The sequence below is a fragment of the Cohnella cholangitidis genome (genome assembly GCF_014107495.1).
Classification (GTDB): domain Bacteria; phylum Bacillota; class Bacilli; order Paenibacillales; family Paenibacillaceae; genus Cohnella; species Cohnella cholangitidis.
Map to the genome: position 1 here is coordinate 5,927,881 of NZ_CP041969.1, position 23,509 is coordinate 5,951,389.

Genomic DNA, 23,509 nt, shown 5'->3' on the forward strand with positions numbered 1-23,509 from the left:
GGAACTCGCTTAGTTACTCGTCGCGGAAACCTTCCCCTAAGACGTCATGCACATCGTTTATTACAATAAAAGCCCTCCGGTCATGTTGACGGACGAGGCTTTTTAATTTGCGTATTTCGAAGCGGCTGACGACGCAATAGACAATGGTTTTATTTTCGCCCGAGTAAGCCCCGATCGCCGGCATCAGCGTTACGCCGCGATCAAGCTCAAGAGTGATGACTTTGGCGAGTTTGTCCGGAGCTTGGCACAGAATCGTGAACGCTTTTGCCGAATAGGCCCCCTCTTGGATGAAATCGATGATTTTCGAGGCGATAAATACGCTGACGAGCGTATAAAGAACTTTTTCTTTCGGAATAAAGAGAAGGGACACGCCAAGGATAAGCACATCCAAGGACAGAATAATCTGTCCCATGCTCCAGCCTCTCGCTCTGTGCAATATTCTTGCAACGATGTCTACCCCTCCCGTCGTTCCTCCCGCGCGAAAGACGAGACCCAGCCCGATTCCAAGCGTCACTCCCGCATACAGCACGACAAGGATGAAATCTTGCTCCGACTTGAACGGGGTAAGCCATCCGCGAGCAACGAGCGTCTCAGCAATCCAAAGGAAGAAGGATAACAGCACCGTGCCCGCAAAGGTATAGATCATCGCGCCTTTGCCAAGCTGGCGCCAACCGAGTATGAATAACGGAAGGTTGATGAGCAGGGAGCTTAACCAGACGGGGAAGTCTAATGCATAATTAAGGAGAACGGCGACTCCGGTTACTCCTCCTTCCATAAGGAGGTTGGGAATGATGAAATATTGCAAACCGAAAGCATATAAGGCTGTGCCTGCGAGAAGTAAGCTCCAAGATCTGATGCTGCTCCATAGGTTAGATCGACTCATAGGACAATACCTCCAAAATTGCATTTGTTTTCGTATACGTCTTACGCTAACATAGGAGAGAAACCTTCACGAAAGGATATGGACGATGGGAGAGTCACGCATAGCCGATCTAGCGTTAACGGAAAGGACGCTGGCCGACATCCAACGCGACGTGGATGCTTACATTTCGCAATTCAAAGAAGGATACTTTTCGCCGCTGTCCATGCTCGCCCGAATGTCGGAAGAAGTAGGGGAATTAGCCCGCGAAGTGAATCACCGATTCGGCGAGAAGCCGAAGAAGAGGGATGAAGCCGACAATTCCATCGAGCTGGAGCTTGGCGATATTTTATTTATTGTGACCTGTTTCGCGAATTCATTAGGGATCGATTTAACGGAAGCTCATCGCAAGGTGATGCATAAATTCAATACCCGCGACGCCGACAGGTGGACGAAGAAGCACACCGATAATCCCTAGTTTTCATATGCTGAACTATCCCCTCATGGAAAGGAGGATGGTCGGCATGGACGGGGAAGAGTGCCTCCGGCAGGCATATGAAGCCATCTTTGAAGGGGATTTCGAGTCGGCGGTGCACTGGTTCGGGCAAGCGATTGCGATCGAACCGGATAATGCGGCGTATTATTATAGCGGGTCCATTACTTGCGCAAGAAGCGGCAAGCTTTCGATGGCGATGGCATATGCCCTGAAAGCCGTCGAGCTGAGTCCGGATGATCAGGCCTATCGTCTTAATCTTCGGATGATCGTGTCCCGGCAGAAAATTGCCGAAGCCAGACATTATCTATCTATGGTATCGCCGGACGTCGAGAAGAGCGTCTCGCTGCTGAAGGAGGCCGCGAATCTCGATCCGCTGTCGGCGGAAGCGCGATTTATGCTAGGGGCGCTCTATCGGTTGCAGAGGGATTACAAGCTTGCCATCGAATCCTTACGGGATGCGCTTCAACTGGAACCGCAACACGAGGAAGCCAAACGCATGCTGCATGAAGTCCGCTCCGAGAGGAGACGCCTTCTTAAACAACAATATTCACATTATCATTCGAAAAGGAATAGGTGATCGCATGTCGCAGAAAATTACCGTAGCCGTAGCAGGAGCAACCGGTCGCATGGGCCGCGAAGTCGTCAGAATGGTATTGGAAGATCCGGAGCTGGAATTGGTCGCGGCCATAGCTACGTCATCGGGTCCTATTGACGCCGGCACGCTTGTCGGAAAGCCTAATACCGGCGTCATCGTTTCCCCCGTGTTAGCGGATGCGTTGTCGTCTACCCGGCCTGACGTGCTTGTAGACTTCACGAATCCTAAATCCGCGATGCCGAATACGGAAACGGCGCTGGCATACGGCGTTCGTCCCGTAATAGGAACGACGGGCTTTACTCCGGAGCAGATAGCCGATCTGGACAAGCAATGCCGCGAGCTCGGCATCGGCGGTCTCATCGCGCCTAACTTCTCGATCGGGGCGATCCTGATGATGAAGTTCTCGGCGATGGCTGCAAAGTATTTTCCCCATGTGGAAATCATTGAATACCACGGCGACCAAAAATTAGACGCCCCTTCGGGAACTTCCGTTAAGACGGCGGAGTGGATATCGGAAGCGCGGCAAGAGCTGCGTCAAGGCAATCCGAACGAGGAAGAGCTTATCGAAGGCGCAAGAGGCGGCTATTATAACGGTTTCCGCATACATAGCGTTAGGTTGCCTGGAGTATTCGCACAGCAAGAGGTGGTGTTCGGAGCATTCGGCCAAACTTTGAAAATCCGTCACGATTCCTACGATCGTGCAGGGTATATGCCCGGCGTAAACACGGCGATCAAGAAGATCATGAACGTGACCGGCATGGTATACGGTTTCGAGCATTTCTTGGATTAGCATACGACGAGAGGATGACCAACGATGATAGATATCGCACTTATCGCGCATGACCGCAAAAAAGACGAAATGGTTAATTTTGCGATCGCATACGAGCATGTATTGCAACATCACCGCTTATACGCCACGGGTACGACGGGCACGCGAATTATGGAGAACACCTCGCTGCAGGTACATAGATTCATGTCGGGACCGCTTGGCGGGGACCAGCAAATCGGAGCGAGAGTCGCGGAAAATACGATGGACCTTATTTTATTTTTCAGGGATCCGTTAATGGCGCAGCCTCATGAGCCGGACATTATCGCGCTGTTGCGGTTATGCGACGTTCAAGGCATTCCGGTCGCGACGAACGTCGCCACGGGCGAATTGCTCGTGAAGGCGCTGGAGCGCGGAGACTTCGCTTGGCGCGAGCTTGTACATAAATATAAGCCTGGACTAGAAGGATGACGGCGAGATGAACGTGAACGGGCAAGATCAATTGGATATTCTCATATTCGCAGCGCACCCCGACGACGCGGAGATCGGCATGGGCGGAACGATCGCCAAACATGCGGGAGCAGGCCTAAAGGTCGGCATCGTCGATCTTACGTACGCCGAAATGTCTTCCAACGGCAACGTCGACACTCGTCAAAGGGAAGCCGCAGAAGCCTCCGCCGTGCTCGGTTTGGCCGTTCGCGACAACTTAGGCTTGCCCGACAGAGGCTTGGCCGTTAGCTCCGAGCAGACGGATAAATTGGTTGCATGTATTCGTAAATACCGGCCTCGACTCGTATTCGCTCCCTATTTCTTGGATCGGCATCCCGACCATATTACGTGCAGCCGAATGGCAGAAGAAGCGGTATTCAACGCGAAACTCAGAAGATATATGCCTGAGCTGCCGCTTGGACGATAGAGCAGTTATTTTTCTATTTTATTAACGACGCGCATACTCCGCAGCTGTTAACGGACATAAGCGACGTTCACGAGACGAAAATGAATGCTTTGAGAGCATACCGCTCGCAATTTATGCCGGAGAGCGGCGGAGACGATTGGGTAGAGACGCCACTTACCGGAGCTTATCTGGACAATATCGTGGCAAGAGACCGTCTGCTTGGACAAGCTAAGAAATACGGGTACGCGGAAGGCTTTATCGCCAAGGGGCCGATTTCGCTCGATCGCTTCTAATGGCGAATCCTAGGGGAATATATTAACGTAAGGCGCAACAAGATGGGAGGGATTGTCATGAACCGTCCGCTTAAAATCGGCATCACTTGCTACCCTTCGCTTGGAGGCTCGGGCGTAGTCGCGACGGAACTCGGCAAGCTGCTGGCGGAGAAAGGCCACGAAATACATTTTATTACGCATAGCATGCCGTTCAGGTTAGGCAAATTTCGCCGCAACATCTTCTATCACGAGGTGGAAGTGTCGGATTATTACGTGTTTCGTTATCCGCCGTACGATTTGTCGTTAGCCAGCAAAATGAATCAAGTCGCAAGGCTGCAGAAGCTCGACTTGCTTCACGTACATTACGCCGTGCCTCATGCGATCTGCGCGATTCTGGCGAAGCAGATGGCAGGAGACGATCTTAAGGTCGTTACGACGCTGCATGGAACGGATATCACCGTATTGGCGCAGGATGAGACGCTAAAAGATATCATTCGGTTAGGCATTCGCCAGAGCGACGCGGTAACCGCGGTAAGCCGCGATTTGATTAAAGAAACGCGCGAGCTGTTAGATATACAAGAACCAATCGATTTAACCTACAATTTCGTGGACAAACGAATCTATTATCCGCGCGAGTGCACGGATTTGCGCCGAGATTACGCCGATCCTCACGAAAAAGTATTGATGCATATTTCAAATTTCAGGCCCGTTAAACGTACGGCCGACGTCGTCGATATTTTCGCCAAAGTTAACGAAAAAACCCCTTCAAAGCTGCTGCTCGTAGGGGAGGGGCCCGATTTGCCGAAAATACAGACGAAAATCCAAGCGATGGGTCTTGCGGAACGCGTTCGCTTTTTGGGAAAACAGGACGATGTGGCGCAGGTCATCTCCATAGCGGACTTATTGCTGCTCCCTTCGGAGAAAGAAAGCTTCGGGCTCGTCGCTTTGGAGGCGATGGCATGCGGAGTGCCTACGATCGGATCCGTGGCCGGCGGCATTCCCGAGCTGGTGCAGCACGGGAAGACCGGATTCCTGTCGGCAATCGGCAATACCGGTGAAATGGCGGATAACGCGTTGAAGTTGTTGTCGAACGAGAAGTTGTACGCGGATTTCCGGGAAGCGTGCATCCAGCGGGCTCATAACGTCTTCTGCGACAAGCTGATTACCGCGCAATACGAGGAAATCTATTATCGCGTGCTCGGTATGCCTCTTCCGGCCCAAGTACCTGTCTGCAACGTTTAAGATGCGGATCGCGCAAGCGGCCGCGTAACCGGAGGAACGAGAGCATGTTAGAAACGCAAGACGATTCGTTATGGGCCGAGGGGCTGGAAATCGTCCGTCGCATCGAGGCGGGCGGCTATCAAGCCTACATGGTCGGAGGCTGCGTGAGAGACCGGTTGATCGGTAGGCCGATTCGCGATATCGATATCGCGACCTCCGCGACCCAGAACAAGTGATGGCCTTGTTTTCGAGAACTTTGCCTACCGGAATCAAGCATGGCACGGTAACCGTCATGGAAGGCGACCGCCCTTTCGAGGTGACGACTTTCCGCCGGGAATCCGGCTATTCCGATTCCCGCAGGCCGGACGAAGTCGCGTTCGTGCTTGACGTTCGCGAAGATTTGGCTAGGCGGGACTTTACGTTTAACGCGATGGCCATCGGCTCCGACGGCATAGTCGTAGACCCTTTCGGCGGGCAGGACGCTTTGCGCGCCGGGGTCGTGGCATGCGTCGGAGAGCCGTCGGAACGCTTCGGCGAGGATGCGCTGAGGATGCTTCGGGCGATCCGCTTCGCGGCCGAGTTCGATTTCGATTTGCTGCCCGAAGTATGGCAGGCAGTCGTATCGCATCGGGAAAACCTGAAGCATGTTGCGATAGAACGGGTTGCGGCGGAATGGGATAAGATGATGGCGGGATGCGGTCCGGATCAAGCTTGTCATTATTTATTCAAAAGCGGTCTTCTCGAGCATGCGATAGAGCCGTTGCCCGAAGCTTTCAAGGCGGCAGCGGAGAGATATCGGTTCAACAGGCTCTCTTGGGAATGGGATCGGTGGGGCATGGCCTACTCCGATGAAGCGACGATGGGTAACCTTTCGCAGCTTCCCGCGATTTCCGATCCGGATTTACGGTGGGCCGCTTTGCTTACGGGAATGGCTTTGAGCGAGAAGGATTGCGCGGAGTTATTCCGTACGTTGCGCATTAGCGGCAGACGGTCAACGCGGATCGCGGGAATCGTAGGCATGAGCGAGCAGTTAAACGAATATGACGATCATTCGTTCCGGGAGGGCTGGACCCTCGCCGTTCTGCAACGCGGCCGCACGCTTTCCGAGGACTGGATCGAGATGAACGAGGCATGCGGCAATGGATCCGCGGCCGATTGCATGGATTGGCTGGAACAATTGCCGGTAACCTCGATCTCGGATTTGAACGTTCGCGGAGACGAAATGACGCGCGCGTTAGGCAGGCGGCCGGGACCGTGGATTACGGAAATGCTTCAACGATTGCTGGAGGCGGTGGCTTTCGGAATCGTTCCGAACGACAAAAGCGCACTGCTCTCGGTAGCGGCCAAAGAGAGCGCGGAAAGCAGGGAAGAGGAAAGATGAGCAACGATAGCTTGTTAAGTCTATTAGAGGCCGAGGCAGGCGAATACGTCTCCGGCGAGGAGATCAGCCGCAAGCTTAACGTCAGCCGGACGGCCATATGGAAGCAGGTACGCAAGCTGGAAGCTAAGGGGTACCATATCGAAGCCGTCCCCCGTCTCGGTTATCGCTTGACCGGGAAACCTTCGCGGTTGTCGATCCAAGAACTGCTGCCTAAGCTCAAGACAAATCTGTTCGGACGGCAATTGCATGTTCTTGACGTCGTGCCTTCGACTCAAGATGAGCTACGTCGGTTAGCGGAGCAAGGGGCGCCAGAGGGTACGCTCGTTATCGCCGAACAACAAACGAACGGAAGAGGCAGAATGGGGCGCCATTGGGTATCCCCTGCCGGCAAAGGGGTATGGATGAGCTTGCTGCTTCGTCCTCCTGTGCCTTTGCAATTAACGCCGCAATTGACTTTGCTGGCGGCGGTTGCGTTGAGCAGGGCGATCTCCCGCGAAGTCCCGGTCGAAATCGGAATCAAATGGCCTAACGACCTTCTTGTCGGCGGCAAAAAAATAAGCGGAATTTTGCTGGAATCGGCAGCGGAAGACGAGAGACTGCGGTATGTCGTCGTCGGGCTCGGAATATCCGTTAATCTGGAAGAGGAAGACTATCCTCCCGAGTTGTTGGAGAAGGCAATCTCGCTCAAGATGTCGTCGGGTAACGCGGTCAATCGCAGCGAGTTGATCGCAACCATACTCGAGGAATTCGAGCGTCTCTACGGTTTGTATTTAGAGCAAGGGTTCGCGCCGATCCGTTCGCTATGGGAGGCGCATTCCGTCACGTTGAACAACGAGACGTTGCTCTATACGCCGCAAGGTTCCGTTAAAGGAATACCGAGAGAGTTGGATGAGACGGGCGGTTTAAAAGTCGAGTTGCCGGACGGAACCTATCGAACGATCTATTCGGCGGAAATCGGGGAAGCTAAGGTTGGCGGTTCGTAGACGGCGAACCCGAATTCTGTTATAATCTGTGTGCGAGGTGGTATTGCCGGATTGGTGAACCGCACTTGCCCCAATGCGTAATACATGTTAACGAAGAATGCAATGCAATCGAATACCGTCAAATGATTCGCGGCGGATTCTGCTCTGAGCCGAAAGGACCGAGACAGAAGGACGTGAAGGACGTTCTATGTTGAATGGAGACCTTTTTTGCTCATGGGCAAATTAGGTTTTTTTTGTTGTTATATCCTGTAACTTATAGGAGGATGTTCCCCATGAAACAAGCATTGACCCTTCCGCGGCTTAAAGCGATGAAAGCCCAAAACAAGCCGATCGCGATGTTGACGGCTTACGATTATCCATCGGCGATGCTCGCGGAGGAAGCCGGCGTCGATATGATCCTGGTCGGCGATTCGTTAGGCAACGTGGTGCTCGGATACGATACGACGGTTCCCGTTAAGCTGGAAGACATGATCTATCATTCTCGCGCCGTCGTACGGGGAGCGCCGGGAACGATGGTCGTGACGGATATGCCTTTCGCTACGTACCGGCTCGGACCGGAAGCCACGCTGCGAAATGCGGCTCGGCTGATGCAGGAAGGCGGCGCGCACGCGGTCAAGCTTGAAGGCGGAGCGGAGTTGGCCGAGGAAATCAGGCTGCTCACGTCCGCGGGAATTCCCGTTCTCGGACACATCGGATTAACGCCTCAGTCGGTACATCAGATCGGCGGCTATCGGGTACAGGGCAAGAGCAGCGAAGAGGCGGAGAAGATGCTGCAGGACGCCAAGCGCTCGAGCAAGCCGGAGCATTCGGCATCGTGCTGGAACTCGTTACGGAGGAGCTGGCGGCGGCCGTGACGCATTCGATCGGCATTCCGACGATCGGGATCGGCGCCGGCAGAGGCTGCGACGGCCAAGTGCTCGTGTTTCACGATATCCTGCGTTTCGGTTCGGGAATCCGCGACAAAAAATGGTAAAGACCTACGCGAATATCGGAGATACGATCCGTTCCGCGATTACCCAATACGTAGACGACGTAAAAACGAAGGCATTTCCCGAAGAAAAGCATTCCTTTCCGTTAAACCAATCCTCTACGCATAGCGCTATGAACAAATTGTATGGAGGAGAAGGAAAATGACCCCTAAGATTATACGGACCATAGCCGAATTGAGAGAGGAAATCGCCGCCCGCAAATCGGCGATGACGGGTAACCCGACGGTCGGATTCGTGCCGACGATGGGTTATCTGCATGATGGCCATGCGAGCTTGCTGCGCCAATCTTCATCGGACAATGGCTTAACCGTATTAAGCATATTCGTCAATCCGACCCAATTCGGGCCCGGCGAAGATCTGGACAAATACCCGCGCGACGAGCAACGCGATTTGAACGTTGCGGCACGATCCGGCGCCGATCTCGTCTTTATTCCTTCCGTAGAGGAAATGTATCCTCGCAGGCGGGCAACAAGCGTCACCGTCTCGGACGTAACCGAACGGTTGTGCGGAGCGAGCCGACCCGGCCATTTTGACGGAGTCGCTTTGGTCGTTACGAAGCTGTTTAATATCGTGCAGCCGGATCGCGCATATTTTGGAATGAAGGATGCCCAACAGATCGCCGTCATTGCCACGATGGTGAGGGATCTGAACATTCCCGTCGAAATCGTTCCTTGTCCGATCGTACGCGAGCAGGATGGATTGGCGCTTAGCTCGAGGAACGTCTATTTGGCACCGGAGGAAAGAAAACAAGCGCTAGTTCTATCCCAATCGTTATCTAGGGTCACGGAATGGATTCGCGGAGGCATGACGCCGCAACAGACCATTCAACGCCTTCAAGAGGAAATTCGGCGCGCTCCGCTCGCGGATATTGATTACGTGGACGTTCTGAAGTATCCTGATCTAGTCCCTGCGGAAGCGGATCGGCCGCTCAGCGAGGCGGATGGTCGCTTGTTAATCGCGGTAGCCGTACGATTCGGAAAAACTCGTCTTATCGATAATAGGCTGATTAATCCAGCGGAAGTAGGTGCAGATATATGTTTCGCCAAATGATGAAAGCCAAAATACACCGCGCAACGGTAACGGAAGCGAATTTGAATTACGTCGGCAGCGTGACCATCGACCAGGATTTACTTGAATTGGTCGATATTTTGCCCGATGAGAAAGTTCAGATCGTCAACAATAATAACGGAGCGCGCTTCGAGACATACGCTATCCCGGGACGCGCGGTTCGGGCGTTATTTGCTTGAACGGCGCAGCCGCAAGGCTCGTGCAACCGGGAGATCAAGTCATCATCATCAATTACGGTCTCATGAGCGATGAAGAAGCACGTCGGCACCATCCAAGGGTAGCGATTATGGATGAGCGCAATCAAGTTGTCAAATTGTTGGCGGAAGAACCGCATTCGACCGTTTTGTAACACGTATGAAACCCTAGCCGGAGACGCAGAATGAGCAGTACAGTTTCACTGCGAAGCTGGTGCTTACGAGGCCGATTGTTTACACAATCGTGTAGGGGGACGATTTTATGATTCGACAATGGTTCGCGACGATGAACGATATGCTCGACGACCTTATCGTGCGCTATCCGCACGCGTCCGGGGAAGAAAAAAACGACCTTAAGCAACAATTGGACATGCTCAAATCGTTAAGTGATGATATTATTGAGTCATGGTTACAGTTCGAAGACAAGATGGGTTTATTCCGGGATATCCAGCAACAGACTTCATCCATCGCTCCCGAACCGCATAAATTTCTGGCATCGTTCGTTAAAGGGCAAGGTTACTTCAAGCTTCACATGTTCAAGCATGCTTCGGATCAATTGGAAGACGCCGTTGCTTCTTATCCGGACTTCGTGTGCGCGCGATTGTTCTTGGCTATGTCGCGGATGCACCTCAAGCAGTGGAACGAAGCGCAAAGGCATTTTCAATTGATTGCGGCTATAGCGGAAGAAAGCAGATTACGGGCGATCGCGTATAATGCGCTTGGTTGCATACAAGCTATCTACGCTCACTTGGAGCAAGCTCAATGTTACTTTCATAAAGCGTTGGAAGCCGATCCCGCTTTCATGGATCCCAAAATGAACCTGGAGTCGGTACAGCAAGGAAACGGTCAACTACAGCTTCAATTCGGCAGCGCGGAGTTACAAACGTTAGTTCAAGTGTAATCCGCCTTACGGAAGGAAAGGAAGTCGGGAATGAAATTTGCCGTGCTCGATTTTGAAACAACGGGCATGTCGTCCGATAAAGATGAAATCATACAAACGGGACTCGCGCTTATCGACGAAGCGGGTGCCGTTTGTTCCACGTATGCAAGCTTTGTGCGGCCGAGCAAACCGGTTCCCGCGGAAATCACGCGCCTGACCGGGATACGAGACGATGACGTTAAGGAATCGCCGGAGCTTGAAGATGTGCTAAACGATATTGTCCCTATGTTGCAGAATGTTATACTTGTCGGCCATAACATAGAATTCGATGCGCATTTCCTCCAGGCTGCCTTAGACAAGTGCGGCTATTTACCGTTCACGGGCAGAATGCTGGATACGGTGGAGCTGGCCAAACTGCTCTATCCGACGCTGCCTTCGTTCTCTTTGACTTCGCTTACCCAATCCCTGAACATCGAGCATGAGCGTCCCCATCAGGCGGATAGCGACGCTCTTGCGACAGCCGAGTTGTTTCTACTATGCTTGAATAAGCTTCGCAAACTTCCCCTTTTCACCTTGCAAAGGTTAAGCGCTATGTTTGATCCCGATCGTAACGATCTAGGCTGGCTTATCGCGGATGCATTGTCGTGGCGGGAGACGCAACCGATGCTATCGGAGGACGGAATTCACCATTTCCGCCAATTCGCCATGAACGTGGGGGATTGGGGAGAAGAGTCGGCGATGAACAGCCCCGATGTAGAGAGCGAAGCGTCGGAACTGCTTAAAGATATGGATTTCGAGCATTACTTAACGGCGGTTCAAGACAATTTGAAGACGATGTTTCCTGCTTATGAAACAAGGGAAGGGCAGGACATCATGTTTCAGCAAGTATTCGGCGCACTGCGAGACGATTCGCATCTGTTAGTAGAAGCCGGTACCGGAACAGGCAAATCGTTAGGATACTTACTTCCTTCTCTCTATTACGGTTTGAAGGAAAACAAAAAGGTCGTCGTAAGCACGCACACGATTCAGCTGCAAGAGCAGTTGCGGGAACGCGACTTGCCCTTGCTGCACAATGCGATACCGGTTCCTTTTCGCGCTTCCGTGTTCAAAGGGCGAAGCAACTACCTCTGCTTGAGGAAGTTCGAGAACCGGCAGCAAATTCCCGAATATGCCATGAGCAGGGAAGAAGCGGTTACTCGCGGAGGCATGACGGTATGGCTTGGGGAAACGACTAGAGGCGAATCCGAAGAGCTGAACGTCGGGGGACGCAATAAAGACGAATGGGATGCGGTTTCCAGCGACGCGGCATCCTGTCTGAACCGTGCCTGCCCTTGGTTCAGAAGATGCTTCTATCATCGCGCGCGGCAAGAAGCGGGCAAATCGGATTTGATTATTACGAACCACGCTCTATTGTTTACGGATTTGCGCGCGGAGCATAGACTTCTGCCCTCCTACGACCGATTGGTCGTAGACGAAGCCCACCATCTTGAAGAGGTGGCCAGCCACCATCTCGGACAGAAGACGGGACATTCCTCTCTGGCAGTCCCCCTGCAGCGAATCTGGAAGGACGCGAGAACGGGATTGCTCCCTCAGCTCATCGGCTCGGTTGCGGCCATGGGAACCGGTCATTCGAGCGCGTGGGCGGAGAAGCTGGACGTTCTCGTTCCTACGGTTCAGGAGATCCGGGAAGCATGGGAACGATGGATGGAGGCGTTGTATCAACTGCTAGCCGCCAACGCGGCCGCCGATGAAACGGGTAATCTCACTTTGAGGCTTAAGCCGAACGATTTGCCCGAATCTTGGGATAGCTTATCCGTTGATGGCAACAACGTCATCCAGCTCTTATCGGATCTCATTCGGCCTCTGGAGAAATTAACGGCGGAGATTCGGGAAGAGGCGGACGAGCTCAGCCTGCAAGGGATGCTGACCGATTTAAGCGGCGTAGTGAAAGATTTGGCGAACGTAAGGGCGGATACGCAATCGTTCGTGACGTTAGGCAAGCCGGAGTTCGTCTATTGGGTAGAAGGGCATTCGCAATACCGGGGGAGATCGGTTTGGATCTACGGAGTGCCTGCGGACGTAAGCGAACTTCTCAGGGAAGGCGTGTTCGAGCGCAAAGCTAGCGTTATAATGACCTCGGCTACGTTAACGATCGACAAATCGTTCCGTTACGTGACGGAACAGCTCGGCCTTGACGAAGCGGACAAAGGCGGACGGCTCAAAACCGCGATGCTGCCATCTCCGTTCCGATATAGGGATCAAGCGCTCGTGCTGATTCCTAGAGATTTTCCCGGCATAAAAGGCAGAGACGGCGAAACGGTATTCTTGAACGCGTTAATCGATTCTTTGCAGGAAACGGCCAAGACCGTCGGCGGTCGGATGCTCGTTCTGTTCACCTCTCACCGAATGCTCAAGACCGTCTACGGGCCGCTCAAAGAACGGCTTGTGGATAGCGGCATTCAAGTGTTGGGCCAAGGAATGGACGGAGGCAGCCGCAGCAGATTAACCCAGCAATTCGTAAAACAGCCCTCGTCCGTCTTGCTCGGGACGAGCAGCTTCTGGGAGGGAATCGACCTTCCGGGAGACGCGCTGACATGCCTTGTGATCGTACGACTTCCCTTCCAACCGCCGAATCATCCGGTTGCCGAAGCGAAGTCGGAGAAATTGCTGTCGGAGAACAAAAACCCGTTCATGAAGCTCTCGCTCCCTCAAGCGGTTATCCGGTTTAAACAAGGCTTCGGTCGGCTCGTGCGAACGGCGACCGATCGCGGAATCGTAATCATATACGACACCAGAGTCATTGACACGAATTACGGTAAATATTTTTTGTATTCCTTACCCGGTCCCAAAATGGAACACCTACCGACTGCGGCGATGTCCGCAAGAATCGATTCCTGGTTAAAGCCCGTTGCCGCTCAAGAAGAGGGAGAGACGCATGAAACCCATTAAAATTTCCGAAGCAGTCGTGAGAAGGCTACCGATTTATTTACGTTTTCTGAACGAGTTAAGCCTGAGCAACATCCAGACCGTTTCCTCCCAAGAGTTAGGAGAGAAGCTGGATCTTAACCCAGCGCAAATTCGCAAAGATCTTGCGTACTTCGGCGAGTTCGGCCGCAAGGGCGTCGGTTATAATGTGGATTATTTGATCGAAAAAATTCGTCAAATTCTCAAATTGGACAAGACGATGAACGTCGCTTTGGTCGGTACCGGTAATTTGGGCCGCGCATTGTGCAATTACAACATGTATATTAAAGACAACATGAAGATCGTTGCCGTGTTCGATGCGGATACGAGCAAAAAAGGGACTCTTATTAACCGATTGACCGTACAACCGATGCAAGAACTTTCGGATTCCGTCAAAAGATTGGACATTTCCGTCGGCATTATTACCGTACCTGCCGCGGAAGCCCAAAACGTCGCGGATCAATTCGTGGCCGCGGGCATTCGCGGGATATTGAATTTCGCCCCGGTCGTGCTTAAGGCGACTCCGGGAGTAAGAATTCATAATGCCGATTTTACCGCGGAGCTTCTCAGCCTTGCTTACTACATGGACAATATAAATGGATCTAAAGAAGGGGACGAAACCCAATGACTCGTATGTTAATCAAAAATGGAATCTTCGTAACTATGGATGAGCAATTGCCGCAATTCAAAGGCTGGATGGCGATCGAAGGCCATTTAATCGCCGGTCTTGGGAAAGGCGAAGCTCCCGATCGGGAAGTACAGTCGGCTACGGAAATCATGGATGGCAACGGGCTATTGTTCATGCCGGGATTAGTCAATACGCACGGTCATGCCGCGATGTCCCTGCTGCGCGGTTTGGCGGACGATATGGTTCTGCAGGATTGGCTGCAAAATCATATGTGGCCGACGGAAGCCAAGTTCACGGGAGACGATGTCTATTGGGGTTCGGCTTTGGCTGCCGCCGAGATGATCAAGAGCGGAACGACGACTTTCGTCGATATGTACGATCATATGCATCGCGTGGCAGAGGTCGTCGAGCAATCCGGGCAGCGTGCTAGCTTAACGAGGGGAGTCATCGGCTTATGTCCGGAAGACGTGCAGAAGGCTAAGCTGGCAGATGCGGTTCAATTCGCCAAAGATTGGCACGGTGCAGCGGACGGCCGCATCAACGTCATGATTTCGCCGCATGCTCCTTACACGTGCCCGCCGGATTATATTTTGAAGTTCGTAGAAGCCGCTCACGAGCTAGATTTGCCTATGCATACGCATATGTCCGAGACTCTCGCGGAAGTGGAGCAAAACGTTAGAGATTACGGATATCGTCCGGTTGAACATTTGGATCGTCTGGGGATGTTTAGCCGCCCGACTCTAGTGGCGCATGCGGTGCACTTGACCGACGAAGAAATCGCGTTGCTGGCCGAACGCAATGTAGCCGTTTCCCATAACCCGGTCAGCAACTTGAAGCTGGCAAGCGGTGTCGCGAGAGTACCCGAATTGCTTAAAGCGGGCGTAACGGTTTCATTAGGAACGGATGGCGCGGCAAGCAACAACAATCTCGATCTGTTCCAAGAGATTTCCATGGCCGCGTTGCTTCACAAAGGCGTATCCGGAGATCCGACGGTAATTCCCGCCGCGGAAGCGCTGCGCATGGGAACCGTATACGGCGCGCAATCCATCGGGTTAGGCGGCGTAACCGGACAATTGAAAGCGGGAATGAAAGCGGATTTCATCGCATTGTCGATCGCAAAACCTCATTTCGTTCCGCAGACGGATTATATTTCTCATTTGGTTTATGCATCCAGAGGCTCGGATGTCGCGCACGTATGGGTAGACGGTAAACAACTATTGAAAGATGGCCAATTGCTGACTTTAGACGAAGAGAAGATTTTGGCCGAAGCGGAACGCTGTTTCCGGAGGTTACGCGGATGAATCTAAGCCGCAGTGAAGGACAACGGAAAACCCCGTCCCTTTCGCTCGGAAGATGGATCGTTATATTGACGGGATTTATCCTATTCGTTATCGTATCGCTGGTCTTGTTCGTACGCTCAGCCGATTCGGAATATCGCGCGGGAGAGAAACAAGCGATTCGCATCGCGAAAGAGCAGGGCGGTCTTAGCGAGATCGCCGACGTTGTAACCCATACGTGGGACGAGACGGTGTGGGTCGTAACCGGTAAAGATTCCGAAGGCGAAACGTGGATGGTCTGGGAACGCCAAGAGGAACTCGTCCGGAAAAAATTAAGTGAGAACATGTCCGAGGAACAGATGCTCGCCAAGTTCTCGCAGGAGCATTCCGGGAGTCCCATTCGAATTATCCCCGGTTGGTTCAAGGGCCAGCCCGCATGGGAAATCCGGTATTGGAGCGAGAAGGAGAAGCAACATCAATCGCTCGATTTCTACTCCTTCGAGGATGGCCATATGCTGAGGACTTACGTATTATCGAGTTAAAGAGTCGCCGAGTATCCCATGAAGGTAAGTGGGAACCGGCGATTTTTTGTTGCTCAATGGAACTTTATGCAAGTTTGCATCGTCGATAAACATGGAGGTGTGCAATGAGTAGAATAGTTCTTTTACTTATCGTTCTTGTCCTATTTTCGACCGCTTGCGGTAATCGGAATTCTCAGCAGGTTCACGAGAGCACCTTATCCGGCTATAAAATGGAGATCGCCGAGGAAGGCAACGTCATTGACGTTCACGGCAATGTTAAGTACCTTCAGCGAATGGATGAGTTTGTTCAACTGGCCGGCAAGCGCGAAGAAGGTTCGATCCGAATCGTTCGTTATACGATCGAAGGAGATCCTATTTTTTATGATTTAACGTTGACCGACGGGCATATTCAATTCCGATATGACAATACGGAGGACAAGTTCGGCAGCGGCAGGGTCAGCGAATATTCCTGCGGCGAGTTGGAACGAACGGAATCCGCTACGCGACTAGGATACGTATTAAAAGGGTGCACAGGCGATAATAAGGAATGGGAAGTTCTTAACGTTTCCTTCGACGTGCATAAGCAGGACCGCTTCGAGTTTATTTTGAAGTACGGAGTGAACCAATCGAACGAAATCAATACGGTAGAAGGAAAACTCGTAAAGGAACTTCATAACGGAGAGACCGCCACCCTTGAACCTTTTCAGCTGAGTGCGGAAGAACGACAGAACATCTATAGGAAAATGGTCATGATGAATTATCTAGGCGATAAGGAATTATCCGCGGCTTGCGACAAGGAACCTCATGAATCCTATTATCTCAAGGTGTTAATCAACGGCGGTAGCCGTGAATACGAATGGTCGGAATGCGATCTAAGCGAGGACGGACTATCGATGACGGGTATCATGACCGTTATTAGAAGCATCGTAGAAAAAGGGAAGGATTACAGAGGCTTGGCTTAATAGACGTGATCGAATTTGCCGGCCGGCATTAACCAACTCATTAAGCCGTTCCCAGCGGCTAAAATCCTCCCAATGCCCGTTCGCATCCTGCTTTCCATCGCCGTCAGGCGTTTTTTTGTTTATTTTCCATCCATCGTCTAACGATTCGTCTATCTATTCCTGATATACTCTTATATGTACCCGGCAGTCGGATCGGAAACATGCGTCGCCGGTTTGACCAATACTGACCAGTCCCAATCGACACACCATTACGAACATCATAGGGGGATCGGCGAAATGAAAAAATTGAAACTCATACCTTTAACGATAACAGCGGCGATTACGGCCGCCATATTATTCGGCGGATGGTTCACGTACCGTCATTACGGAGTCGAGCAACCGCTAGATCGGGTTGCGAATTCGATCGATGGCGTTGAATCCGCTCAAGTGGAGATGTCTAACGGACACGTTAAAGTAAACGTGAAGCTTGCCGCCGACGCCGACTTAGGCGAGGTTTACCGCAAAATCAAAAATGACGGAGCGGGAGAGATCGGAAGCAAACAGCTAGAGCTAGCCGCTACGGCCGCTATATCGCAAGATAACGCTCGTCTGGATAAGGCTTGGAGCTACGCGCTGTTCGACGTGGCGGAAGCGATGGAGAACCGTAAATACTCGGGTATTCGAGATACGATGGCTAAGCTGTCGGAACAATTCGCGGGCGTGACGGTAACGACGGATATGGACGATCAAAACGTTTATATTTCCATGCGGGACGGAGATGCCGCGAAGTTCATCGTATTGCCTCGACAACCTGCGACGTTAGGAGCGTGGCCAAATGCGTAAAATGAGTTCCTTCGGCAAAGAAATGGCTATCGGAGCCATCGTCGTTATGCTTGTGTTTCTAGTGTACGTCGGAATGCCTCCGGCTATTATGATCATGGGATTGTTAATGTTTGGGGCGATATTCCTGTTCGCGCGTACCAGAGGGGGATTAGCGATGGGCACGGCGGGGAAGAAAACGATCGCCCGCAAGCCCGAATTTCTGACCTTCGACGATATCGGAGGCCAAGATCAACCTAAACGCGAGTTAACGGAAGCTTTGGATTTTCTCGTACATCGCGACAAGATTCAGAAGCTCGGAATCCGGCCGTTGAAGGGCATCCTGTTGACGGGACCGCCGGGAACGGGGAAAACGTTGCTTGCCAAGGCGGCGGCGCAATATACCCATTCCGCGTTCATCGCGGCTTCCGGCAGCGAATTCGTAGAGATGTACGTCGGCGTCGGCGCGGGACGAATCCGCGATTTGTTCAAAGAGGCTCGCCAGCAGGCCGTTAAACTTAAGCGTAACAGCGCAATTATCTTTATAGACGAAATTGACGGAATCGGCGGCAAAAGGGACGGAGGTCAACAGCGGGAGTACGATCAGACGCTTAATCAATTGTTAACGGAAATGGATGGTGTACAAGGGGACGAGAACGTACGGGTGCTGCTTATCGCGGCGACTAACCGCAAAGAACTGCTCGACCCGGCGTTGGTGCGCCCGGGACGGTTCGACCGGCATATTCAAGTGGATTTGCCCGACAAATCGGCGAGAGAGCACATTCTGAAGCTTCATGCCCGCAATAAACCGATGTCGGACGAAGCCTCGCTTGGCAAAGTAGCGGACGAGACGTTCGGATTTTCCGGCGCCCAACTCGAGAGCGTCATGAACGAAGCCGCGATTTACGCGATGAGGGACGAATCCGACTTGATTAAGGCGGCCCATCTATCGCAAGCGATCGACAAAGTGATGATGGGGGAACGGATGGACAGGGAAACGACTCGCGAAGAGCGGGAAAGAGTAGCTATCCATGAGCTCGGCCATGCGATCGTGGCAGAGAACGTTCGTCCGGAAAGCGTAGCTCAAGTCTCTTTAACTCCGCGCGGACAAGCGCTCGGTTACGTCCGGCACCACCCGCAGCAGGATCGTTATCTGTACACGCTGGCGGTGTTGGAAGAACAGATCATGATCGCTTTGGGCGGAGCGGTAGCGGAAGAAATTTTCTACGGCGGACGGAGTACGGGCTCTAGAGGCGACTTCGAACAGGCCACGAACATCGTCAGAACGATGATCGAATCAGGCATGTCGGAACTAGGCATCATTCATCCTCAAGCATTGACGCAAGAGCAATGGTCGGAGGAGAATGGTAAAATCCTGAACGATCTGACGGATCGGACCAGAGCTTTGCTCGGAAAGCATAAGCATACTTTCGATCAATTGCTGGATCATCTTATCCGGGAGGAAACCTTATCCGGCAAGCGGCTTCGCGAAATTTTGCAAGAGCAGGCTGCTTGATCGCCTGATGGTGGAACCGATAAAGGGGTGGGGAAGGGGAGGACCCTTCTTCATCCCTTTTTGGGTTTGCTCCGCCTCACGCCGGACCTCATTACATAGGAGGAACTCCCGCGCGCGAAGGGAGCCACTTTATGATTTCTTAAGGTTTTCGAAAGATAGTGGGCAACAAATTTAAGAATAAATATGATAGCATTGAACTTAGTGCCTATTTGAATCGTCTAATGAAATAGAGGTGGCAACAACATTGGATTCCCAGCGAAATTTCGATTTCCTTAAATATATGGTAGAGAGCGATGACAATAAAGGCTTGCTCAACGAATTGATGACGGCCTACGGGAAGGATGTATGGAACTACGCCTACAGTATAACGCGTAAATGGGATTTGGCCGATGATATTACGCAAGAGGTTTTCATTAAAGTGTATCGTAACATGCACGCTTTTCGCAGGGATGCCTCGGTTAAGACCTGGTTATTGACCATTACGCGCAACACCGCCATCGACTTCCAAAGATCGTCGTTTTTCCGCAGGGTAACGCTATCGGATGTGGTGGAGGAGTACGGAGAACGCCATTCCGTCGAACACGACGTCGTGGAAAATTCCGTCGTGAACGACATGTGGAGAATGGTGCTGGAGCTGCCTAAGAAATATAGGGAAGTGATCATCTTATTTGCCCATAATCAATTATCTTTGAAAGAGATCGCCCAAGTGCTAGACGTAACTGAAGGAACCGTGAAATCTCGAATGTTCCATGCCCGGCAAAAACTATCCAAGATGAGGGAGGCGAAGCGCTAGTGGAAGATAAGGATTTATTCGACCAGCTCAAGCGCGGTCCGCTCATTCGCAATGGATTCGACGAGGAATTGCGCCGGAGAATTAACGAAAATCTGGATAAACCGAATCGCAGAGCGATTAGGCCGTTGCTCGTTCGCTGGGGAGCCGTCAGCACGTCTTTCTTGTTGATCGTAGCCGTCGTGATCGGTTTATGGAGCTGGAAGACCTTCACGGGAGACAATGCGAGCAAGGAGACTCTTTCCACGGAACAAGCCTCTGCCAGTCAGCAGGCTTCCCCCGATCGCGAGATCAATCCGATTCCTCACTCCGCCGTCGTGATCGGATTAAGAGCCGACAAGGATCAAAGCGGGATGTCGAGCAGCTCCTATCGGACGATCATGGTCGCGCCAGAGCGGGAGAAGCTGACTTTCATCAGAAGCGGCCAAGGAATATGGATGCCGTACAAGACGAATTTCTGGAAAATCGATGCCGTACCGGACGCGCAGGGCAAAGGAAACGAAACGCTGGAAGCTCTAAAATCGGGAGTCAGGAAAGAGAAAATAAAAGTCGCGAATGAACCTACTCTTGCCCGAACGAACGAGAAATTGTTGTACGCGGGCAACCAATTCGTATCCGTTCTTCAGAACAGCAACGTAAATGAAGACGGAGTACCTGTTGAACAAAGCGATGTTTGGATTAATGAGGTTTCCAACCTTGCCCCGGAAGCGCGAGGCAATCAAGCGAACGCGCTGAAGGCGGGCAATTTTACCTTGGCCCAAGCTCTTGGCGCGAATGCCGCCGAGCCGCCGAATGTCGATCAATGGGTGATCGCTCGGGATGCCGGCAACTGGGTAGCCAAACAACCCGCGGGTAATAACGGTTTGACCACCGTTCGGGACATCCAAAGCTGGCCCGCGCTTTCCGTTCAATTAACGAAGGCGATCGTGAAAGACGACCCGTTAGCGTTGAGCTGGGATGAAGTGCGGAGTTTGGAGCCGAGAGCGATAGATGCCTATACGTCGCAAGACGAAGATATCGCCGTCATCGTCACCGATAGCAGCATCAAATTGATCCCTTACCAATTACCCGAGGAGGAAATGAAAGATTCGACCGTAACGGTGTCGCTCCGTGCCAATGAATCCGTTGTCATGGTTCAATGGGCAACCCAGGAAAAATACGTCGAGAGCTGGAAACTACTATTCGATAAATGGTTCGAGGCTTCGGCAGAATAGCTCGGTTTGTGTTAAGATGAGAGTACCCGATCGATTTCCGCAGTGTGATTTTTCTCAATGCGGAGGGGGGATTCTCATCTTATTCTTTATTTTAACGGCATTCGCCGTGTTACTTGGCCTGGAGGGACATACTTCATGTTTAAAATCGTTGGCGTCGTGGGCGCGGGAACAATGGGACAGAGTATTGCGGAAATGCTTGCGGTTAAAGGATTGGACGTTCATCTGGTGGAGAAAACGCCCGAGAAGCTTCAACAAGCGAGGGAGATGCTGGAACAAAGCCTGGATAGGCAGATGGAACGTTGGGCTATTACGGCCGCTGAGAAAAAATTGACGTTAAATCGGATACATATGGAAACTTCCTTGCAGTTTTTGGCGGATTGCGAGCTTGTAATCGAGACGATAAGCGAGGACTTGGAAAGCAAGAAGGAAGTGTTTCGCGAGTTGGACGCAATCGTGGCTAACGACACCGTGCTGGCCAGCAACACATCGACATTAAGCTTAACGGAGTTGGCTGGCGTAAGCCGATATCCGGAACGCGTTATCGGTATGCACTTCGTCTATCCGGCTTTGCGGATAGACGTCGTGGAAATTATTCGCGGGTTGCAGACTTCGGACGAAACGTTCACGAAAACGAAAAAATTTATCGACGACAATCTTGAGAAAAAGGGCGTCATGGTATATGAATCCCCCGGGTTCGTTACGACGAGGCTGGTCTGCCTGCTCATCAACGAAGCGCTCCATCTGTTGGAGGAAGGAGTCGCTTCGACGGAAGATATCGACGATGCGATGAGATTGGGGTACCGTTTCGAGGCAGGACCGCTTGAGATGGCCGACCGATTCGGGCTGGATTCCGTTCTTGCCGCGCTGGATCGAATGTTCCGCGAATACGGGGAGCTGAAATATCGGCCGTCTTTCCTGCTGAAGAAAAAAGTTCGCGCGGGGCAACTAGGCATCAAGAGCGGGATAGGTTTCTTCAAGTACGACAAGGATGGTGAACGAATCTTATGAATATACTCGTTATTAACGCGGGGAGTTCCTCGCTTAAATACCAGCTCTACAATATGAAGACCGAGGACGTATTAGCCAAGGGAAGAGTGGAGCGGATCGGAATGGATTCGTCCATCTTGACCCACGAGGTCGATCACCAACCGGAAGTCCGGGAAGTGAGCGAAATATTGGACCATACGACCGCTATCAAGAAGGTATTGGATATGCTGACGCACAAGAAGTTCGGCGTCCTGCGAAACATTCAGGATATTCAAGCCGTCGGTCATCGGGTCGTGCACGGAGGCGAGACGTTTAGCCGCTCCGTTCTGGTCGATCAGAACGTCAAGCTCGAAATACGAAAGCTGTTCGATCTGGCTCCGCTGCACAATCCTGCTCACATGATGGGTATCGCCGCGGTAGAAGCGAACTTGCCCGACGTACCGCAAGCCGTCGTCTTCGATACGGCGTTCCATCAGACGATGCCGCCCAGCTCGTTTATGTACGCGATTCCGACCGTGTTATACCGAAAACACAAGATCCGCAGATACGGCTTTCATGGCACGTCGCATGATTACGTGAGTAAAAGCGCGGCGGAATTCCTTGAGCGTCCTCTTGAAGAGTTAAAATTGATTACGTGCCACATCGGCAACGGAGCGAGCTGTGCGGCTATTCTCAATGGAAAGTCGTTCGACACGAGCATGGGAATGACTCCGCTTGAGGGGCTAATGATGGGGACGCGAAGCGGCGATCTCGATCCGGCCGTCGTGCCGTTCACGATCAACAAAGAAGAACTCACGCTGAACGAAGTGAATTCCATGCTGAATAAACATAGCGGGTTACTCGCAATTTCGGGGATCAGCAGCGATATGCGCGAGATCGTGGAGTCCATGAACGAAGGCAACGAGAAAGCAAAGCTGGCTTTCGAGATGTACGCTTACCGGATTCGCAAATATATCGGAGCCTATATCGCCGCGATGGATGGCGTAGATGCGATCATTTTTACGGCGGGCGTTGGAGAAAATTCGGATGCGCTCCGCAAAGAAGTGTGCAAAGGGCTGACGTTCTTCGGCGTACGGTTAGAAGAGCAACGAAACGCGGTTAGATCGTCGCAACCTCGAAGGATTACTACGGACGATTCCGTAGTAAGCGTCTTGGTCGTCCCTACGAACGAGGAGTTATTGATCGCTAGAGATACTTACCAGCTTGTACTTGAACGTCCGGCGGATGAAGCGGAATCTCCATAAGAGGTTCTC

The 23,509-nt window shown here is 52.2% G+C and carries 21 protein-coding genes and 4 pseudogenes; 24 read left to right on the plus strand and 1 reads right to left on the minus strand.

Annotated features, from left to right (window positions below; genetic code table 11):
• Nucleotides 1-13 precede the first annotated feature (13 nt).
• Nucleotides 14-883 carry a YitT family protein gene (locus tag FPL14_RS27110; RefSeq protein ID WP_182300640.1) on the minus strand — a complete coding sequence of 290 codons (870 nt, stop codon included), beginning with the start codon at nt 881-883 and terminating at the stop codon, nt 14-16.
• A gap of 85 nt (nt 884-968) precedes the next feature.
• Here FPL14_RS27110 and FPL14_RS27115 point away from each other — a divergent pair, with 85 nt between their 5' ends.
• The 24 genes and pseudogenes from FPL14_RS27115 (at nt 969) to FPL14_RS27230 (ending at nt 23,500) form a co-directional block, all read left to right on the plus strand.
• A complete protein-coding gene (locus FPL14_RS27115) occupies nt 969-1,337 on the plus strand; it encodes a nucleotide pyrophosphohydrolase (RefSeq protein WP_182300641.1) in 369 nt (122 codons plus the stop codon).
• 46 nt (nt 1,338-1,383) lie between these two features.
• Nucleotides 1,384-1,932 carry a tetratricopeptide repeat protein gene (locus FPL14_RS27120; protein WP_182300642.1) on the plus strand — a complete coding sequence of 183 codons (549 nt, stop codon included), beginning with the start codon at nt 1,384-1,386 and terminating at the stop codon, nt 1,930-1,932.
• A 4-nt stretch (nt 1,933-1,936) separates the two neighbouring features.
• Nucleotides 1,937-2,740, plus strand: coding sequence for a 4-hydroxy-tetrahydrodipicolinate reductase (dapB, locus tag FPL14_RS27125; protein WP_182300643.1), 804 nt, complete (start codon nt 1,937-1,939; stop codon nt 2,738-2,740).
• A 24-nt stretch (nt 2,741-2,764) separates the two neighbouring features.
• Nucleotides 2,765-3,187, plus strand: a complete 423-nt coding sequence (locus FPL14_RS27130) for a methylglyoxal synthase (RefSeq protein WP_182300644.1) — start codon at nt 2,765-2,767, stop codon at nt 3,185-3,187.
• A 7-nt stretch (nt 3,188-3,194) separates the two neighbouring features.
• Nucleotides 3,195-3,904 (plus strand): annotated as a pseudogene (gene bshB1 / locus FPL14_RS27135) (bacillithiol biosynthesis deacetylase BshB1).
• 57 nt (nt 3,905-3,961) lie between these two features.
• Nucleotides 3,962-5,125: an N-acetyl-alpha-D-glucosaminyl L-malate synthase BshA gene (gene bshA, locus FPL14_RS27140; protein ID WP_182300645.1), complete on the plus strand. Its 1,164-nt coding sequence runs from the start codon at nt 3,962-3,964 to the stop codon at nt 5,123-5,125.
• Nucleotides 5,126-5,253: 128 nt separating this feature from the next.
• Nucleotides 5,254-5,546 (plus strand): annotated as a pseudogene (locus FPL14_RS30880) (CCA tRNA nucleotidyltransferase); the annotation flags it as partial.
• Nucleotides 5,547-5,654: 108 nt separating this feature from the next.
• The gene (locus tag FPL14_RS30885) at nt 5,655-6,485 is read left to right on the plus strand and encodes a tRNA nucleotidyltransferase/poly(A) polymerase-related protein (protein ID WP_407644685.1); all 831 of its coding nucleotides are present in this window, start codon (nt 5,655-5,657) and stop codon (nt 6,483-6,485) included.
• Nucleotides 6,482-7,468 carry a biotin--[acetyl-CoA-carboxylase] ligase gene (locus tag FPL14_RS27155; RefSeq protein ID WP_182300648.1) on the plus strand — a complete coding sequence of 329 codons (987 nt, stop codon included), beginning with the start codon at nt 6,482-6,484 and terminating at the stop codon, nt 7,466-7,468. The genes FPL14_RS30885 and FPL14_RS27155 overlap by 4 nt, the downstream gene beginning before the upstream one ends.
• 272 nt (nt 7,469-7,740) lie before the next feature.
• Nucleotides 7,741-8,602, plus strand: a pseudogene (gene panB, locus FPL14_RS27160) (3-methyl-2-oxobutanoate hydroxymethyltransferase).
• Nucleotides 8,599-9,507, plus strand: a complete 909-nt coding sequence (gene panC, locus FPL14_RS27165; RefSeq protein ID WP_182300649.1) for a pantoate--beta-alanine ligase — start codon at nt 8,599-8,601, stop codon at nt 9,505-9,507. The pseudogene panB and the gene panC overlap by 4 nt, the downstream one beginning before the upstream one ends.
• Nucleotides 9,492-9,874 (plus strand): annotated as a pseudogene (gene panD, locus FPL14_RS27170) (aspartate 1-decarboxylase). The gene panC and the pseudogene panD overlap by 16 nt, the downstream one beginning before the upstream one ends.
• 107 nt (nt 9,875-9,981) lie before the next feature.
• Nucleotides 9,982-10,620: a hypothetical protein gene (locus FPL14_RS27175; protein WP_182300650.1), complete on the plus strand. Its 639-nt coding sequence runs from the start codon at nt 9,982-9,984 to the stop codon at nt 10,618-10,620.
• A 30-nt stretch (nt 10,621-10,650) separates the two neighbouring features.
• The gene (dinG, locus tag FPL14_RS27180) at nt 10,651-13,548 is read left to right on the plus strand and encodes an ATP-dependent DNA helicase DinG (RefSeq protein ID WP_182300651.1); all 2,898 of its coding nucleotides are present in this window, start codon (nt 10,651-10,653) and stop codon (nt 13,546-13,548) included.
• Complete coding sequence (locus FPL14_RS27185) at nt 13,535-14,191, plus strand: redox-sensing transcriptional repressor Rex (RefSeq protein WP_182300652.1); 657 nt, start codon at nt 13,535-13,537, stop codon at nt 14,189-14,191. Before dinG ends, FPL14_RS27185 begins: the two co-directional genes overlap by 14 nt.
• Nucleotides 14,188-15,492, plus strand: coding sequence for an amidohydrolase (locus FPL14_RS27190; protein WP_182300653.1), 1,305 nt, complete (start codon nt 14,188-14,190; stop codon nt 15,490-15,492). Before FPL14_RS27185 ends, FPL14_RS27190 begins: the two co-directional genes overlap by 4 nt.
• Complete coding sequence (locus FPL14_RS27195; RefSeq protein WP_182300654.1) at nt 15,489-16,010, plus strand: cell wall elongation regulator TseB-like domain-containing protein; 522 nt, start codon at nt 15,489-15,491, stop codon at nt 16,008-16,010. The genes FPL14_RS27190 and FPL14_RS27195 overlap by 4 nt, the downstream gene beginning before the upstream one ends.
• Before the next feature lie 104 nt (nt 16,011-16,114).
• Nucleotides 16,115-16,951, plus strand: a complete 837-nt coding sequence (locus tag FPL14_RS27200; RefSeq protein ID WP_182300655.1) for a DUF4362 domain-containing protein — start codon at nt 16,115-16,117, stop codon at nt 16,949-16,951.
• Between the two features lie 276 nt (nt 16,952-17,227).
• Nucleotides 17,228-17,773 carry a hypothetical protein gene (locus FPL14_RS27205; protein WP_182300656.1) on the plus strand — a complete coding sequence of 182 codons (546 nt, stop codon included), beginning with the start codon at nt 17,228-17,230 and terminating at the stop codon, nt 17,771-17,773.
• Nucleotide 17,774: 1 nt separating this feature from the next.
• The gene (locus FPL14_RS27210; protein WP_182304188.1) at nt 17,775-19,265 is read left to right on the plus strand and encodes an AAA family ATPase; all 1,491 of its coding nucleotides are present in this window, start codon (nt 17,775-17,777) and stop codon (nt 19,263-19,265) included.
• A gap of 244 nt (nt 19,266-19,509) precedes the next feature.
• On the plus strand, nt 19,510-20,058 hold the full coding sequence (locus FPL14_RS27215; RefSeq protein WP_229263689.1) for an RNA polymerase sigma factor: 549 nt from the start codon (nt 19,510-19,512) through the stop codon (nt 20,056-20,058).
• Nucleotides 20,058-21,269 carry a hypothetical protein gene (locus FPL14_RS27220; RefSeq protein ID WP_182300657.1) on the plus strand — a complete coding sequence of 404 codons (1,212 nt, stop codon included), beginning with the start codon at nt 20,058-20,060 and terminating at the stop codon, nt 21,267-21,269. The genes FPL14_RS27215 and FPL14_RS27220 overlap by 1 nt, the downstream gene beginning before the upstream one ends.
• Before the next feature lie 135 nt (nt 21,270-21,404).
• Nucleotides 21,405-22,277 (plus strand): 3-hydroxyacyl-CoA dehydrogenase family protein, encoded by an 873-nt coding sequence (locus FPL14_RS27225; protein ID WP_182300658.1) that lies wholly within the window; start codon nt 21,405-21,407, stop codon nt 22,275-22,277.
• Nucleotides 22,274-23,500 carry an acetate kinase gene (locus tag FPL14_RS27230; protein ID WP_182300659.1) on the plus strand — a complete coding sequence of 409 codons (1,227 nt, stop codon included), beginning with the start codon at nt 22,274-22,276 and terminating at the stop codon, nt 23,498-23,500. Before FPL14_RS27225 ends, FPL14_RS27230 begins: the two co-directional genes overlap by 4 nt.
• Nucleotides 23,501-23,509: the final 9 nt, after the last annotated feature.